This window comes from Stenotrophomonas sp. YJH_SMC_119, from assembly GCF_059368315.1.
The window spans coordinates 57,229-71,946 of record NZ_JCAFRP010000018.1; the positions used below are offsets into that span (position 1 = coordinate 57,229).

General features: G+C 67.7%; 11 protein-coding genes. 5 read left to right on the forward strand and 6 right to left on the reverse strand.

All coding sequences use genetic code 11. The features are described from left to right. Positions 1–11: 11 nt before the first annotated feature. From AC5P6S_RS19605 to baeS, 4 genes are all read right to left on the reverse strand, one after another. Positions 12–542: a gamma carbonic anhydrase family protein gene (locus tag AC5P6S_RS19605; protein WP_235643544.1), complete on the reverse strand. Its 531-nt coding sequence runs from the start codon at positions 540–542 to the stop codon at positions 12–14. Positions 543–682: 140 nt separating this feature from the next. Next, complete coding sequence (locus AC5P6S_RS19610; RefSeq protein WP_005411529.1) at positions 683–1,504, reverse strand: nucleotidyltransferase domain-containing protein; 822 nt, start codon at positions 1,502–1,504, stop codon at positions 683–685. 132 nt (positions 1,505–1,636) lie between these two features. After that, positions 1,637–2,326: a response regulator gene (locus tag AC5P6S_RS19615; protein ID WP_099527032.1), complete on the reverse strand. Its 690-nt coding sequence runs from the start codon at positions 2,324–2,326 to the stop codon at positions 1,637–1,639. Continuing rightward, positions 2,323–3,726 carry a sensor histidine kinase efflux regulator BaeS gene (gene baeS / locus AC5P6S_RS19620; protein WP_235643543.1) on the reverse strand — a complete coding sequence of 468 codons (1,404 nt, stop codon included), beginning with the start codon at positions 3,724–3,726 and terminating at the stop codon, positions 2,323–2,325. The genes AC5P6S_RS19615 and baeS overlap by 4 nt, the downstream gene beginning before the upstream one ends. Before the next feature lie 117 nt (positions 3,727–3,843). Between baeS and smeA the strand changes: the two genes are divergently transcribed. Genes smeA through smeC form a run of 3 tightly spaced genes read left to right on the forward strand, consistent with a single transcriptional unit; the run spans position 3,844 to position 9,614 of the window. Further along, on the forward strand, positions 3,844–5,040 hold the full coding sequence (gene smeA / locus AC5P6S_RS19625; protein ID WP_235643542.1) for a multidrug efflux RND transporter periplasmic adaptor subunit SmeA: 1,197 nt from the start codon (positions 3,844–3,846) through the stop codon (positions 5,038–5,040). Positions 5,041–5,052: 12 nt separating this feature from the next. Next, a complete protein-coding gene (gene smeB, locus AC5P6S_RS19630; RefSeq protein WP_076739933.1) occupies positions 5,053–8,202 on the forward strand; it encodes a multidrug efflux RND transporter permease subunit SmeB in 3,150 nt (1,049 codons plus the stop codon). Continuing rightward, positions 8,199–9,614, forward strand: coding sequence for a multidrug efflux transporter outer membrane subunit SmeC (gene smeC / locus AC5P6S_RS19635; protein WP_099470420.1), 1,416 nt, complete (start codon positions 8,199–8,201; stop codon positions 9,612–9,614). The genes smeB and smeC overlap by 4 nt, the downstream gene beginning before the upstream one ends. 170 nt (positions 9,615–9,784) lie before the next feature. Here the strand turns inward: smeC and mnmG are convergent, their stop codons facing one another. Both mnmG and AC5P6S_RS19645 read right to left on the reverse strand, forming a co-directional pair. Then, complete coding sequence (gene mnmG / locus AC5P6S_RS19640; RefSeq protein WP_043035561.1) at positions 9,785–11,674, reverse strand: tRNA uridine-5-carboxymethylaminomethyl(34) synthesis enzyme MnmG; 1,890 nt, start codon at positions 11,672–11,674, stop codon at positions 9,785–9,787. A gap of 548 nt (positions 11,675–12,222) precedes the next feature. Beyond that, positions 12,223–12,714: a hypothetical protein gene (locus tag AC5P6S_RS19645; protein WP_005411522.1), complete on the reverse strand. Its 492-nt coding sequence runs from the start codon at positions 12,712–12,714 to the stop codon at positions 12,223–12,225. A gap of 159 nt (positions 12,715–12,873) precedes the next feature. On the opposite strand from AC5P6S_RS19645, the gene AC5P6S_RS19650 reads away from it, so the two are divergent. Then, positions 12,874–13,836 (forward strand): pyridoxal-phosphate dependent enzyme, encoded by a 963-nt coding sequence (locus tag AC5P6S_RS19650; RefSeq protein WP_049451257.1) that lies wholly within the window; start codon positions 12,874–12,876, stop codon positions 13,834–13,836. Then, the gene (locus AC5P6S_RS19655; protein WP_024958800.1) at positions 13,821–14,465 is read left to right on the forward strand and encodes a YdcF family protein; all 645 of its coding nucleotides are present in this window, start codon (positions 13,821–13,823) and stop codon (positions 14,463–14,465) included. The genes AC5P6S_RS19650 and AC5P6S_RS19655 overlap by 16 nt, the downstream gene beginning before the upstream one ends. Positions 14,466–14,718 lie beyond the last annotated feature (253 nt).

The window sequence follows — 14,718 nt, forward strand, 5'->3', positions numbered from 1 at the left end:
GCGTTGGCTGCTCAGCCCCGGTATTCGTCCTTCAGCCGCACGTAGTGGTCGGCCGAATAGTGCAGTGACTCGATCTCCTTGTCGCTCAGCGTGCGTGCCGGCCGGGCCGGATTGCCGACCCACAGCTTGCCTTCGCCCACCACCTTGCCGGGACCGATCACCGCGCCGGCACCGACGAAGCCGTGGCGTTCAACGCGGGCACCGTCGAGGATGCAGGCGCCCATGCCGATCAGGCTGTAATCGCCGATCGTGCAGGCGTGGATGATGCAGCCGTGGCCGACGGTCACGCCTTCGCCGATCAGGGTCGGGTAGCCGGCCTTGTTGTACGGGCTGTAGTGGCTGACGTGGATGATGGTGCCGTCCTGCACGTTGGTGCGTGCACCGATGCGTACGTAATTGACGTCACCGCGGATGACCGTGCCCGGCCACACCGACACGTCGTCGCCCAGTTCCACGTCACCGATGATCGTGCACGACGGGTCGATGTACACGCGCTCGCCGAGGACGGGCATCTTGTCGCGGAAGGGGCGCAGCGGGTTCATCGGGGTCTCCGGAAATCAGGGCGTTCGCGACGATGATACCCGTGTGGTAGTGCCGGCCGCTGGCCGGCAACCGCGCGGCACGCCTGGATTTCCGTGGTTGCCGGCCAGCGGCCGGCACTACCAGAGGCAGGTGCGGCTCTTCACGCAGGCGCGTGCTCGGCCAGCATCTGCCGGAACAGCTCATCCAGCCACGCAGCATCACCTCGTCCGGCGGGCAGCTGTGGCGCCTGCGCAGTCCGGATGGCCAGTTCACGATCGATGTAGTCGCTGATCGCCGCAATGCGTGGCCCGGCGGCGACCTCGGCGCTGGCCCGTTTGACCGCCAGCAAGGCATCGATGACTTCACGCACCGCACCGTCTGGCAGCAGCCGGTCCAGCAGATCCTCGAAGGCCATCGGCGGGGGTGTCTGTTCGTGCTCTATCCACTGGCAGGCCAGCAGTGGGCGCAGCACGTACAGGTACTTCTTGGTGCGCACCGTTTCGCCACGCAGGTAGCCGCGATGGTTCGAGCGCGCCATGTTGAAGTAGTGCCACCAGGTGCCCAGCGGTGAATGGAACGCTTTCGCTGCTTCCCACAACTGTGACACCGCCGCCTGATCCTGCTGGTAGACGATCGGCGAGCGCAGCCACTCGATCAGTGTCGGATTGGATTTTGAAACCAGTCGCAGTGCCTTGCGCAGGTCCCAGCCGCTCACGTCGAGCTCATCGTCGATCGGCAGTTCGATCACATCGCGCTGCGCTTCGCCGGGACCGGTGCTCTCGTTGACGCTGAGATACCAAGGCTGGCGATGCACGTAGATGAAGCGCGCGTCGTAGTCGCTGTCGGGCGAGGAAAAGCCCCAGCCGCGGCTGCCCGACTCGCAGGCCAGCAGCACGCGTACGTCGTAGCGCTGTTCGATGTCAGCCAGGGTGGAAAGGATGGCGGCGCGCTTGTCCGGCGCGATCGGGTGGATGTCGTCCATGCAGTTGTGTTCGTAATGTCGAGCGTGCTCGACTGTAACGCAAGTGCGCACCGGTAGTGCCGGCCGCTGGCCGGCAAGCTCACGGGCGCACTTGGAATTCTGCGGTTGCCGGCCAGCGGCCGGCACTACCGGCTAGGGCTCGTAGCTGTAGCCCATGCCGTACACCGAACGGATCGGCTCGCCTTCCATGCCGGCGTCGGCCAGCTTGCGGCGCAGGTTGCGCACATGGCTGTCGACGGTGCGGTCGACCACCACGCGATGGTCCAGATAGAGGCGGTCGAGCAGCTCATCGCGCGCCCAGATCCGGCCTGGCGTGGCCAGCAGGGTGCGCAGCAGGCGGTACTCCACCGGCGTCAGGTCCAGGCCCTTGCCGTTCCAGGTGGCGCGTGCCGCCGGTTCGTCGATGTGCAGCCCGCTGTTGGCGCGTGCAGCGGGATCCGGGCGATAGCGGCGCAGTACCGCCACCACCCGCGCGACGACTTCGCGCGGGCTGAACGGCTTGCAGATGTAGTCGTCGGCACCGATGTCCAGGCCCAGCAGGCGGTCGATCTCTTCCACCCGTGCGGTGACCATGATGACCGGTACATCGCTGCTGGCACGCAGTTCGCGGCACAGGTCCACGCCGTCGCGCTGCGGCAGCATCAGGTCCAGCAGCACCAGGTCGGGCTGGTAGCGCACGAACGCGTCGATCACCTGGCCACCGTCGTCCACCCACTCGCTGGCCATGCCGGCGGCGGCCAGGTAGTCGCGCAGTACCGAGGCCAGGCGTGGCTCGTCCTCGACGATCAGGATCTTCGTGGACGTGGCGGGCGACGCACTCATGCAGGCTCCGGCAGGGTGATGACCACGCGCAGCCCGCCCAGCGGCGAGGGCGCGGCGTGGATGACGCCGTGGTGGGCGAGGATGATGTTGTGGCTGATGGCCAGGCCCAGCCCGCTGCCGCCACTGGCGCGGTTGCGCGAACTTTCCACGCGGTAGAAGCGTTCGAACAGCAGTGCACACTTGTCGGGCGGAACGCCCGGCGCGGTGTCTTCCACGACCAGCTGCACGCCGGCAGGCACGCGCGCTGCCTGCACGCGTACGCGGCCACCGGCATGGGTGTAGCGCAGTGCGTTTTCCAGCAGGTTGGCCAGCACCTGCTGCAGGCGCCGCTCGTCACCGGACACCTGCAACGGCGTGGCGGGCAGGTCTTCTTCCAACGCCAGGCCTGCATTGGCGAAGCGCACGCGCATGCCATTGAGTTCGCTGCGCAGCAGCGCCACCAGGTCCAGTGGCGCGAAGCGGTACGCCAGGCCGCCGGACTGGGTCATCGACAGGTCGTGCAGGTCGTCGATCAGCTTGCCCAGCTGGCGGATCTCGCCCTGCAGGCCCACCAGGTTGGCCCGGTCCAGCGGACGGATGCCATCTTCGATCGCCTCCAGCTCGGCCCGCACCACGGCCAATGGCGTGCGCAGCTCATGCGAGATGTCGGCAATGAAGGCGCGGCGGTTGCGTTCGGTATCGTCCAGCGCCTGCGCCATCCGGTTGAAGTCGTTGACCAGCGCGTCCAGCTCATCGTCACTGGTGCGCTCGATGCGGGTGGCGTAGTCACCGGCGGCCAACCGGTGGGTGGCAGCGGCCAGCTTGGCAAGGCGCTGGCGCAGCGCACGCGATACCAGCCAGGCCAGCAGTACCGTCACCAGCAGTAGCGCGATGCCGATCACCCACCAGGCGCGCACCTGGGTGTTGTAGAAGTTCAGGTCGTTGGTGGCGATGACGGTCTGGAACGGCACCATGCCCAGCCAACCGATGGTCTGCCCGTCCACCTGCACCGCATGCGGCTCGTCATCGCTGGTGGCGTCGGGGTTGCCGGCCACGAAACGGTGCTGCGCGTCGAACAGGCCCAGGCGCGACGGCACGCCGGTCTGGTCGGACAGCGACGGCACCGGTCCTTCGTGCCCATGGGCCAGGTCCGGGCGCAGCAGCCGCGCCCAGCGGTCGCCATCACCGTGCAGATGCTCCCAGCCACCGTGCTCGCGGTACTCGCGCTGCAGGTGTGGCATCAGCCGCTGCATGCGCAGGTCGCCCTGGTCGTTGAGGTAGTCCAGGAAGCCGGTCTGGAAGGCCACGCGGCTGGCAATACCGTTCACTGCCAGCACCAGCAGGCAGGCGGTGAAGATCGCGAGGAAGGTCTTCGCGGTCAGGCCGAATTTGAGTTGGAACTTCGCCATCGCGAAGGCCATTAGCGGCGCATGCGGCGCCGAAAGCAAGCGCCAGCTGAGCCCGTCGCACAATCTCCATATTCTCTGCACAGTTTCACGGCAGCGTGCACGGGTCAACGCAAGGCCCCCACGCCCCCCATGTCCCTCCTGCGCCCGCTGTCCCGTTCCCCGCGTCCCCTGCTGTTGCCCCTGCTGCTGGCCCTGGCCGCCTGTTCGGCGGGCAGGACCGATGCCCCGGCCATGCCCGAAGTGGGCGTCATCATCGCCCGCGCGCAGCCGCTGGCACTCCAGCAGACCTTGCCCGGCCGTGCCGTGCCGTTCGAGATCTCCGAGGTGCGGCCGCAGATCGGCGGCCTGATCCGCCAGCGGTTGTTCACCGAAGGCCAGCAGGTCAAGGCAGGGCAGCTGCTGTACCAGGTCGACCCGGCACCGTACCAGGCGGCCTTCGATACCGCCCGCGGGCAGCTGGCGCAGGCCGAGGCCACCGTGTTGTCGGCACAGCCGAAGGCCGAGCGTACCCGCGCGCTGGTGAGCATGGATGCAGCCAGCAAGCAGGACGCCGACGATGCCACCTCGGCGTTGAAGCAGGCGCAGGCCAACGTGATTGCCGCGCGCGCTGCATTGCAGGCTGCCCGCATCAACCTCGACTACACCCGGGTGACCGCCCCCATCGACGGCCGCATCGGCACCTCCAGCGTCACCGCCGGCGCGCTGGTCGCGGCCGGCCAGGATACGGCACTGACCACCATCCAGCGGCTGGACCCGGTGTACCTGGATGTCACCCAGTCCAGCACGCAGATGCTGGCGCTGCGCAAGCAGCTCGATGCGGGCCTGGTGAAGGCCATCGATGGCAAGGCACAGGTAAAGGTGCTGCTGGAGGACGGCAGCACCTACGCGCATGAAGGCACGTTGGAGTTCGTCGGCAGCGCAGTGGATCCGAGCACCGGCAACGTGAAGCTGCGCGCGGTCATTCCGAACCCGGACGGCCTGCTGTTGCCGGGCATGTACCTGAAGGCGGTGCTGCCGATGGCCACCGACGCGCGTGCCCTGCTGGTGCCGCAGAAGGCGGTGGTGCGCAACGAGCGCGGCGAACCGCTGCTGCGCCTGCTCGACGCCAAGGATCATGTGGTCGAGCGCCGCGTCAGCACCGGCCAGGTGGTCGGTAACCAGTGGCAGATCACCAGCGGCCTCAAGGCTGGCGAACGGGTGATCGTCAGCAACGGCAGCGCGGTATCGCTCGGCCAGCAGGTGAAAGCGGTGGCGGCCACGACGGCGCAGTTGGCGGCGATGCCGGCGGTCGATCCGAACGGCAACACCGACGAAAAGTCGCACTGAGGCCTGGCCCACATGGTTCGTTTCTTCATCGACCGGCCGATCTTCGCCTGGGTGATCGCCATCGCGGTCAGCCTGCTCGGCCTGCTCGCGATCCTGATCCTGCCGGTGGACCGCTACCCGCAGATCGCCCCGCCCACCATCACCATCCGCGCCACCTACACCGGCGCCTCGTCGCAGACCGTGGAAAACGCGGTCACCCAGGTCATCGAGCAGTCCCAGCAAAGCCTCGATCACCTGATGTACATGACCTCGACCAGTGCCTCCGACGGCTCGGCGCAGGTCAACCTGGTGTTCGCCACCGGTACCAATCCGGATACCGCGCAGGTGCAGGTGCAGAACCAGCTGCAGGCCGCCATGGCCACGCTGCCGCAGGCGGTGCAGCAGAACGGCCTGACCATCACCAAGTCCAGTGGTTCGATCTTCGAGGTGCTGTCGTTCACCAGCGAAGACGGCAGCATGGACAACTTCGATGTCGCCAACTTCATGGAAGCGCGCATCGATGACCAGATCAGCCGCGTCAGCGGTGTCGGCAACATCCAGCCGATCGGCCAGGAATACGCCATGCGCATCTGGCTGGATCCGGAGAAGATGCGCCAGTACGCGCTGATGCCCTCGGACATCGAGACCGCACTGCAGGCACAGAACACCGATGTCTCCGCCGGTGAGCTGGGTGGCCAGCCGGCGCTGAAGGGCCAGCAGCTCGACGCTACGGTAACCGCGCGCAGCCGCCTGCACACGCCCGAGCAGTTCGCGCAGGTGGTGCTCAAGGCCGATTCCAACGGCAGCGTGGTGCGTCTGGGCGACGTGGCGAAGATCGGCCTCGGGCCGGAAAGCTACGACAGCATCAGCACCTTCAATGGCAAGCCGTCGGCGTCGCTGGGCATTGAACTCAATGCCGGTGCCAACGCGATCGCCGTCTCCAAGGCCATCGATGCACGGCTTCAGCAGCTGCAGAAGTACTGGCCGCATGGCTACACCGCCCACGTGGCCTTCACCACCACGCCATTCGTGACCATTTCGCTGAAGGAAGTGGTGATCACCCTGATCGAAGCGATCATCCTGGTGGTGCTGGTGATGTACCTGTTCCTGCAGAACTGGCGCGCCACGCTGATCCCGACCATCGCGGTGCCGGTGGTGCTGCTGGGCACGTTCGGCGTGCTGGCTGCATTCGGGTATTCGATCAACACCCTGACCATGTTCGCACTGGTGCTGGCCATCGGCCTGCTGGTGGACGATGCCATCGTGGTGGTGGAGAACGTGGAGCGGGTGATGACCTTCGAAGGGCTGGCGCCGAAGCCGGCCACGCTGAAGGCGATGGGCCAGATCACCGGCGCGCTGGTCGGCATCGTGCTGGTGCTGACCGCGGTGTTCCTGCCGATGGCGTTCTTCAGCGGTGTAACCGGGGTGATCTATCGCCAGTTCTCGGTGACGATCGCCGCCGCGATGATCCTGTCGGTGCTGGTGGCGATGACCATCACCCCGGCACTGTGTGGCAGCATCCTGCACCAGATTCCCAAGGGCGGCCATCCGCATGGCGACCACGGTGGCGAACCCAGCCTGCTGGGCAAGTTCTTCATCTGGTTCAACCACCGCTTCGAGCGCACCTCCAACGGCCTGCGTCACCGCGTGGATCGTTTCCTCGGCCGCCGCACGCTCGGCGTGCTGTTCTACCTGGTGCTGAGCGTGGCCACCGGCCTGTTGCTGTGGCACCTGCCGGGCGCGTTCCTGCCCGATGAAGACCAGGGCATGCTCAACGCGCTGGTGAAGCTGCCGGCCGGTTCCACGCTGGAGCAGACGCGGGCGGTGATGGATCGTCTGAGTGCCGTCGCGGTGAAGGACGACGGCGTGCTCTCGATCCAGGCCACCGCCGGTTTCAGTGTTACCGGCAGCGGCCAGAACGTCGGCCAGGCCTTCATCCGGCTGAAGGACTGGGATGACCGCAAGGACGACGCCGATACCATCGCCGCACGCTTGACGCGGGCGATGGCCAGCGTGCCCGATGCGCAGGTGTTCATCACCTCGCCACCGGCCATCCTGGGCCTCGGCGATGCGGGTGGCTTCACCCTGGAACTGCAGGACGAAGGCGGTGCAGGCCATGCCGCCGCCGTGGCCGCGCGCAACACGCTGCTGAAGGAAGCCGCCAAGGACCCGAAGCTGGTCAACGTGCGCTACGCCAGCCTGGAAGACGCGCCGGTATACGCGGTGAAGGTGGACGACGCCAAGGCGCAGGCGATGGGCGTGAACCCGCAGGACGTCAATGACACCTTGAACGCGGCGTTGGGCGGCGACTTCGTCAACAACTTCATCTACAAGGGCCGCATCAAGAAGGTGTTCATCCAGGGCACCGCCGAAGCACGCATGCAGCCGCAGGACATCGAGCGCTGGAGCGTGCGCAACCAGGCCGGGCAGATGGTGCCGCTGTCGTCGTTGATCAGCACGCATTGGACCAGCGCGCCGGCCGCACTGCAGCGCTACAACGGCATCTCGGCGATGGAAATCACCGGCCAGCCGGCACCGGGCGTCAGCTCCGGCGAGGCGATGGCCGAGATCGCGCGCCTGGCCGACACGCTGCCGGAAGGCTTCAGCCATGCCTGGTCGGACATGGCCTACCAGGAACAGCTGTCGGGCAACCAGGCGCCGATGCTGTACGCCATCTCGCTGCTGTTCGTGTTCCTGTGCCTGGCCGCGCTGTATGAAAGCTGGGCGGTGCCGTTCGCGGTGATGCTGGCGGTGCCGGTGGGCATGTTCGGCGCCGTGCTGATGATGAACCTGCGTGGCCTCAACAACGACGTGTACTTCCAGGTCGGCCTGTTGACCACGATTGGTCTGGCAGCGAAGAACGGCATCCTGATCGTCGAGTTCGCGCGCATCCTCGAACAGCAGGGCAAGAGCACCCGCGAAGCGATCCTGCAGGCCGTCTATCTGCGGCTGCGGCCGATCGTAATGACCTCGCTGGCGTTCCTGATGGGCGTACTGCCGCTGGTGTTCGCCACCGGCGCCGGTTCGGCTGCGCGCCGTTCGCTGGGTACCGGCGTGGCCGGTGGTACGGTTGCCTCGATGGTGCTGGGCATGTTCTTCGTGCCGTTGTTCTACCTGCTGGTGCGCCGCCTGTTCCCGGGCCGCGCGCCGGCCGACGCCACTGTCCCGGAGACAAGCCCATGAAGCCGATGCTGCTGCGCGCCCTGGCGGCCGCAACGATGACCGCCGTGCTGGGCGGCTGCGTGAGCATGGCCCCGCACTACCAGCGACCCGAGGCGCCGGTGCCGGCACAGTTCGGCAATGCCGGCACCGGCGAGGCCGAACCGGCACTGGCGATGCCGGCCTGGCGCGACGTGTTCCTGGAACCGCGCCTGCAGCAGGTCATCGCGCTGGCGCTGCAGAACAACCGCGACCTGCGCGTGGCGGTGCTGCAGGTGGAAAAGGAGCGCGCGCAGTACCGCATCCAGCGCGCGGCACTGCTGCCGTCGGTAGATGCCAGCGGCAGTGTCACCCGTTCGCGGGTGAGCGATGCCAACAGCGAGACCGGCGTCACCCAGGTGACCGAATCCGATGCCGTGCAGGTGGGCATCAGCAGCTGGGAGCTGGACCTGTTCGGGCGTATCCGCAGCCTGAAGAACGAGGCGCTGCAGAACTGGCTGGCCAGCGCCGAGAACCAGCGCGCCGCGCGCACCAGCCTGGTGGCTGAAGTGGCGACGGCGTGGCTGGCGCTGGCGGCCGACGAGCAGTCGCTGGCATTCACGCAACAGACGCTGGACAGCCAGCAGCAGACCCTGCAGCGCACCGAGGCCCGCCATGCACAGGGGCTGGCCTCGGGCCTGGACCTGTCGCAGGTGCAGACCAGCGTGGAAGCCGCGCGCGGTGCGCTGGCGAAGCTGCAGGCCCAGCAGGCGAAGGATCGCGATGCATTGCGGCTGTTGGTGGGGGCGCCGCTGGATCCGGCCCTGCTGCCGACAACGCAGGTGCTGGAAGGCAGCGTCGCGCTGGCACCGCTGCCCGCCAACCTGCCCTCCAGCGTGTTGCTGCAGCGCCCGGACGTGCTGTCCGCTGAGCATGCGTTGCAGGCAGCCAACGCCGATATCGGTGCCGCGCGCGCTGCATTCTTCCCGACGCTGACGTTGACTGCCAACTACGGGCACAGCTCCACCGCGTTGTCGACGCTGTTCTCGGCCGGCACCCGTGGCTGGTCGTTCGTGCCCAGCATCACCGCGCCGATCTTCCATGCCGGTGCACTGAAAGCCTCGCTGGATGCCTCGAAGATCGGCAAGGACATCGGCATCGCGCAGTACGAGAAGGCGATCCAGCAGGCCTTCAGTGAGGTGGCCGATGCGCTGGCCACGCGCGATCACCTGACCGCGCAGCTGGACGCGCAACGCGCGTTGGTGGCTGACAGCCAGCGCAGCTACACCTTGGCCGAGGCGCGCTACCGCACTGGACTGGATGGCTACCTGCAGTCGTTGGATGCGCAGCGCAGCCTGTATGCCGCGCAGCAGGACCTGATCGCCCTGCAGCAGCAGGAGGCGGGCAACCGGGTGACGTTGTTCAAGGTGTTGGGTGGTGGCGCGGACGCGCGGTAACGGGCCCGCCAATGTGGGTGTGCCTTCCGCTCCGGTAGGTGCCGACCTTGGTCGGCACAAATGCATGCAGCATCGCGATCTGATGATTCGTGCCGACCAAGGTCGGCACCCACCAGGGCAGACTCATGTGCCGACCCAGGTCGGCCCCCACCAGAAGCAGGTGCGACCGCTTATGCCACGCGGCCGCGGCGCGCCCGCTCCAGATGCACCAGCAGCAGCGAGATCGCTGCCGGGGTCATGCCCGGGATGCGCTGCGCCTGGCCGATGGTCTGCGGGCGCACGCGCTCCAGCTTCTGCAGCGCTTCGGCCGACAGCCCGCGTACCGTCGCATAATCGAAGGCTTCAGCGATCGGCGTGGCTTCGTGCCGCTGCTGCCGCTCGATCTCCTCGCGCTGGCGATCCAGGTAGCCGGCGTACTTCACGCCGATCTCCACCTGCTCGGCCACCTTGGCGTCGGCCACGGCCGGGCCCAACGACGGCACCTGCATCAGCTGCGCGTAATCCAGCTCGGGGCGCTTGATCAGGTCCAGCACATTGGTTTCGCGGCTGACCGCCACGCCCAGCGTGTCCTGTACCTCGCGGCCCAGTGCATTGGCCGGGGTCGCCCACAGTGCGCCCAGGCGCGCGCGCTCGGCGGCGACGGCGGCCTGCTTGGTTTCGAACGCGCTCCAGCGATGGTCATCCACCAGGCCCATTTCGCGGCCGGCGGGGGTCAGGCGCTGGTCGGCATTGTCCTCGCGCAGCTGCAGGCGGTATTCGGCGCGGCTGGTGAACATGCGGTAGGGCTCGTTGGTGCCGTGGGTGATCAGGTCATCCACCAGCACGCCCAGGTACGCCTCGTCGCGGCGCGGGCACCAGCCATCCAGTCCACATACCTGGCGTGCGGCGTTGAGGCCGGCCAGCAGGCCCTGCGCGGCCGCTTCTTCATAGCCGGTGGTGCCGTTGATCTGGCCGGCGAAGAACAGGCCGTTGACCAGCTTGGTCTCCAGCGAGGCCTTCAGCCCGCGCGGATCGAAGAAGTCGTACTCGATCGCGTAGCCGGGGCGGGTGATGTGTGCGTTTTCGAAACCACGGATGCTGCGCACCATCTCCAGCTGCACGTCGAACGGCAGCGAGGTGGAGATGCCGTTGGGATAGATCTCGATGATGCCCAGGCCTTCGGGTTCGACGAAGATCTGGTGGCTGGCCTTCTCGGCGAAGCGCACTACCTTGTCCTCGATGGACGGGCAGTAGCGCGGGCCGATGCCTTCGATCTGGCCGCTGTACAGCGGCGAGCGATGCAGCGCGTCGCGGATGATCTGGTGGGTCTGTTCGGTGGTGTGGGTGATCCAGCAGCTGACCTGCTGCGGATGCTCGTCCACCGAGCCGAGGAAGGACATCACCGGGCGCGGGGAATCACCGGGCTGTTCGTCCATCACGCTGTAGTCCAGCGAGCGGCCATCGATGCGCGGCGGCGTGCCGGTCTTCAGGCGGTCCACCTGGAACGGGCGCTCGCGCAGGCGCGCGGCCAGCGTGGTGGCCGGCGGGTCGCCCATGCGGCCGGCGGCGTACTGGGTGGGGCCCACATGGATCTTGCCGGCGAGGAAGGTACCGGCCGTCAGCACCACGGCCCCGGCGTCGAAACGCAGGCCGGTCTGGGTGATGACGCCGCGCACGGCGTCGCCTTCGATGACCAGATCGTCCACTGCGGCTTGGAACACGGTCAGGTTGGCCTGGCCTTCGACGATGGCGCGTATCGCCATGCGGTACAGGTTGCGATCGGCCTGGCAACGGGTGGCACGCACGGCCGGGCCCTTGGAGGCGTTCAACGTGCGCCACTGGATGCCGGCGCGGTCGGCGGCATGCGCCATCGCACCGCCCAGGGCGTCGATCTCCTTGACCAGGTGGCCCTTGCCGATGCCGCCGATGGCCGGGTTGCAGCTCATCGCGCCCACCGTTTCGATGTTGTGGGTCAGCAGCAGGGTGCGCACGCCGGTGCGGGCCGCGGCCAGCGCGGCTTCGGTGCCAGCGTGGCCACCGCCGATGACGATGACGTCGTAACGATGGAAGGACGGATTCATGGGGGCTGTTCAGCTGGGGGCGGGCGCGGCCGGGGGGCGGCGCCGGGGTGGCGATTTTAGCGCCATTCGGGGCCGGGACGTCGGTACCGGCCGGCCGGCGCCGAAATCAGCCCTAAAGTTGGCAGGATTTTTGCAGATAACCCAATAGCACCCACCGTGGCTGGCGCCGTAGGCGCCCGTGACCGGAATTGGAACAGGGGCCGGTACAGGCGCACGGTGGGGGAGCAGAGGGCCGGCAGTCGGGGGACTGTCCGGCCCTGTTTTTTGGGGTGCCGGGAAAGGCCCGGTCCACGCATGGCGTGGATCCACCGACGCTGGGGCTCTCGCCGGTTGGCGGCCCGGCAAAACAAACGGCCCCGCATTGCGGGGCCGTCTGCCTTCAGAGGTGCCGACATCCGACAGGGCCGGAACAGGGGGGATCCAGATGTTCCTGTCGGATATCGACGTAGAGCTTTTTGCGGCGGCCCGTGTCGTTTTTGTCACTTTGTGACGCGGGCCGTCACTGTCCGCGTAGATTGCGGGTTGGACCGTGTGAAATGCAAGACGGTTCAGCGCTCAACTGTGCGCTGCGTCGCACGATCCATGTTGCGCCAGGGGGAACCGTTCATCCTCGGCGCACTCGGTGCCGGGGACGGGCGGGCCTGCGGCGCGGGCGACGGCGGCTGCATGTTCGATTGCGGCGGGCGGCGCATCGAATCCATGTTCCGCCACGGGGAACCGCCGTTGTACGACGGCCGCGGCGGCGGCGGCGGACGATTCTCGCCGCCGTTGCCGGGCGGACGCGGCGGCGGGCGGTGGTTGTGCGGCGGGCGGTAGATCGGGCGCGAGTAGTACGGGTTGCCATAGCCGCCGTAATAGCCGCCATAGCCACCGTAGTACGGGTAGCCGTAGTTGTAGGGATAGCCGGCCGGGTAGCGGTACTCCACCGACGGCGCGCCGTGGTAGTAGCCGCCACCGCGGCCACCGCCTACATAGTCGTAGGTGGTGCAGCCAGTCAGGCCCAACAACAGGCCACCGGCAAGCAACAGGCGCATTTTCATGGTGGGTCCCCCCAGAGGACGGATGTGCAGCCAGCTTCGTGCGCGGGCATTGAATCGGCCCTTAATTCGGCTGGCCAGGATGAATGGCGGCGTAGGCCTGCATGCTGGCATGACCTGTGCCCCGGTCGCCAGCGCGGGGGCATACGTTAATCTTGCGTCATGAGCGATTCACTGTTGCCCCGCGCCGATGATGTCCTGCTTGCTGCTGCGAGGATTGCCCCGCATGCCAGCGTGACCCCGGTGCTGCGCTCGCGCACCCTCGATGCAATGACCGGTGCGCAGTTGGCCTTCAAGGCCGAGCACCTGCAGCGTGGTGGCGCATTCAAGTTCCGTGGTGCCTGCAATGCGGTGTGGTCGCTGGATGCCGACCGCGCCAGTGCTGGTGTGGTGACCCATTCCTCCGGCAACCACGGCGCCGCGCTGGCCCTGGCCGCACGCACCCGGGGCATCCCCTGCCATGTGGTGGTGCCGGAGGGGGCGGTGGCCGCCAAGCTGGCCAACATCGCCCGCCACGGCGCCACGCTCTGGCGCTGCCCGCCGACCATCGCCGACCGCGAGGCCACCTGCGCCAAGGTGCAGGCCGATACCGGCGCAACCCTGGTGCATCCCTATACGAACCCGGCGGTGATGGCCGGGCAGGGCACCGCGGCCCTGGAACTGCTGCACAGCGACGGCCCGTTCGACGCGCTGGTGGTGCCGGTGGGCGGCGGTGGCCTGGCCAGCGGTACCGCGCTGGCCCTGCAGCACGCCAGTCCGCAGACCCGGCTGATCCTGGCCGAGCCGGCCGGCGCCGATGACACCGCGCGCTCGCTGGCCATCGGCGAGCGCCAGGGCGCGTTCACCCCGGACACCATCTGCGATGGCCTGCGTACCCTGATTGGCGCGCCCAATTTCGAGTTGCTGCGCGCCGCCGGTGCCGAGGTGATCGTGGTCGATGACGCCGCGACGCTGGCGGCGATGCGCCTGCTGTGGGACGTGCTCAAGCAGGTGGTGGAGCCCTCTTCGGCCACCGTGCTGGCTGCGGTGCTGGCGCAGCCGCAGCGCTTCGCCGGCCTGCGCGTGGGCCTGGTGTTGTCCGGCGGCAACGTCGACCTGCCAGCGCTGCGCTGGGGGGCGGCGTGAGCCGCGGGCGGCACCGCGAACGCACCGGCCTGCTGGGCTGGTTGTGGCGGCTGTTCGTGCTGCTGGTGATCTGGCTGCTGGGCGTGACCGCCTGGATCGTCTGGGTGGGTGAACGCGACCAGGCCGCCAAGGCCGACGCCATCATCGTGCTGGGTGCGGCCGCCTATGACGCCAAGCCGTCACCGGTGTTCGAAGAACGCATCCGCCACGGGCTGGATCTGTATGAAGCACGCTATGCGCCGCTGCTGATCTTCACCGGTGGCTATGGCGGCACCGGTGCGCGCTTCTCCGAGTCGCAGGTGGCGCGGCGTTACGCGCTGAAGCATGGCGTGCCGGACGATGCGATCCTGATCGAAACCGCTTCGCGCAATACCGTGCAGAACCTGGTTGAAGCCAAGCGGCTGATGGACCAGCGCGGCCTGCACCGGGTGATCGTCGTCAGCGATCCGCTGCACATGGCGCGCGCGCTGCGCCTGAGCAAGGCGCTCGGCATCGATGCGCTGGCCTCGTCCACGCCCAGCACGCGCTTCCGCAGCTTCCACACCAGTTGGCGCTTCCTGGTGCAGGAAATCTATTTCTTCCACCGCGACCTGGTGCGCCCGCCGTTGAGTTCGCCGGCCAATACCTGAGGGCGGAAGCCTGCGTTGCGCACGGCCTCGCATTTGGTAGTGCCGGCCGCTGGCCGGCAGATGCCCACCAGGGAATCGTGAGGTTGCCGGCCAGCGGCCGGCACTACCAGACGATCAGGTCTGCTTGCGGCGGATCGGAATCGCCGACACCGCTCGGAATTGGCAGGTGCCAACCTTGGTTGGCACCATCTGTCAGATCGCGATGTCGCCGGCACTGTGCCGACCAAGGTCGGCACCCACCAGAGCGATTCGC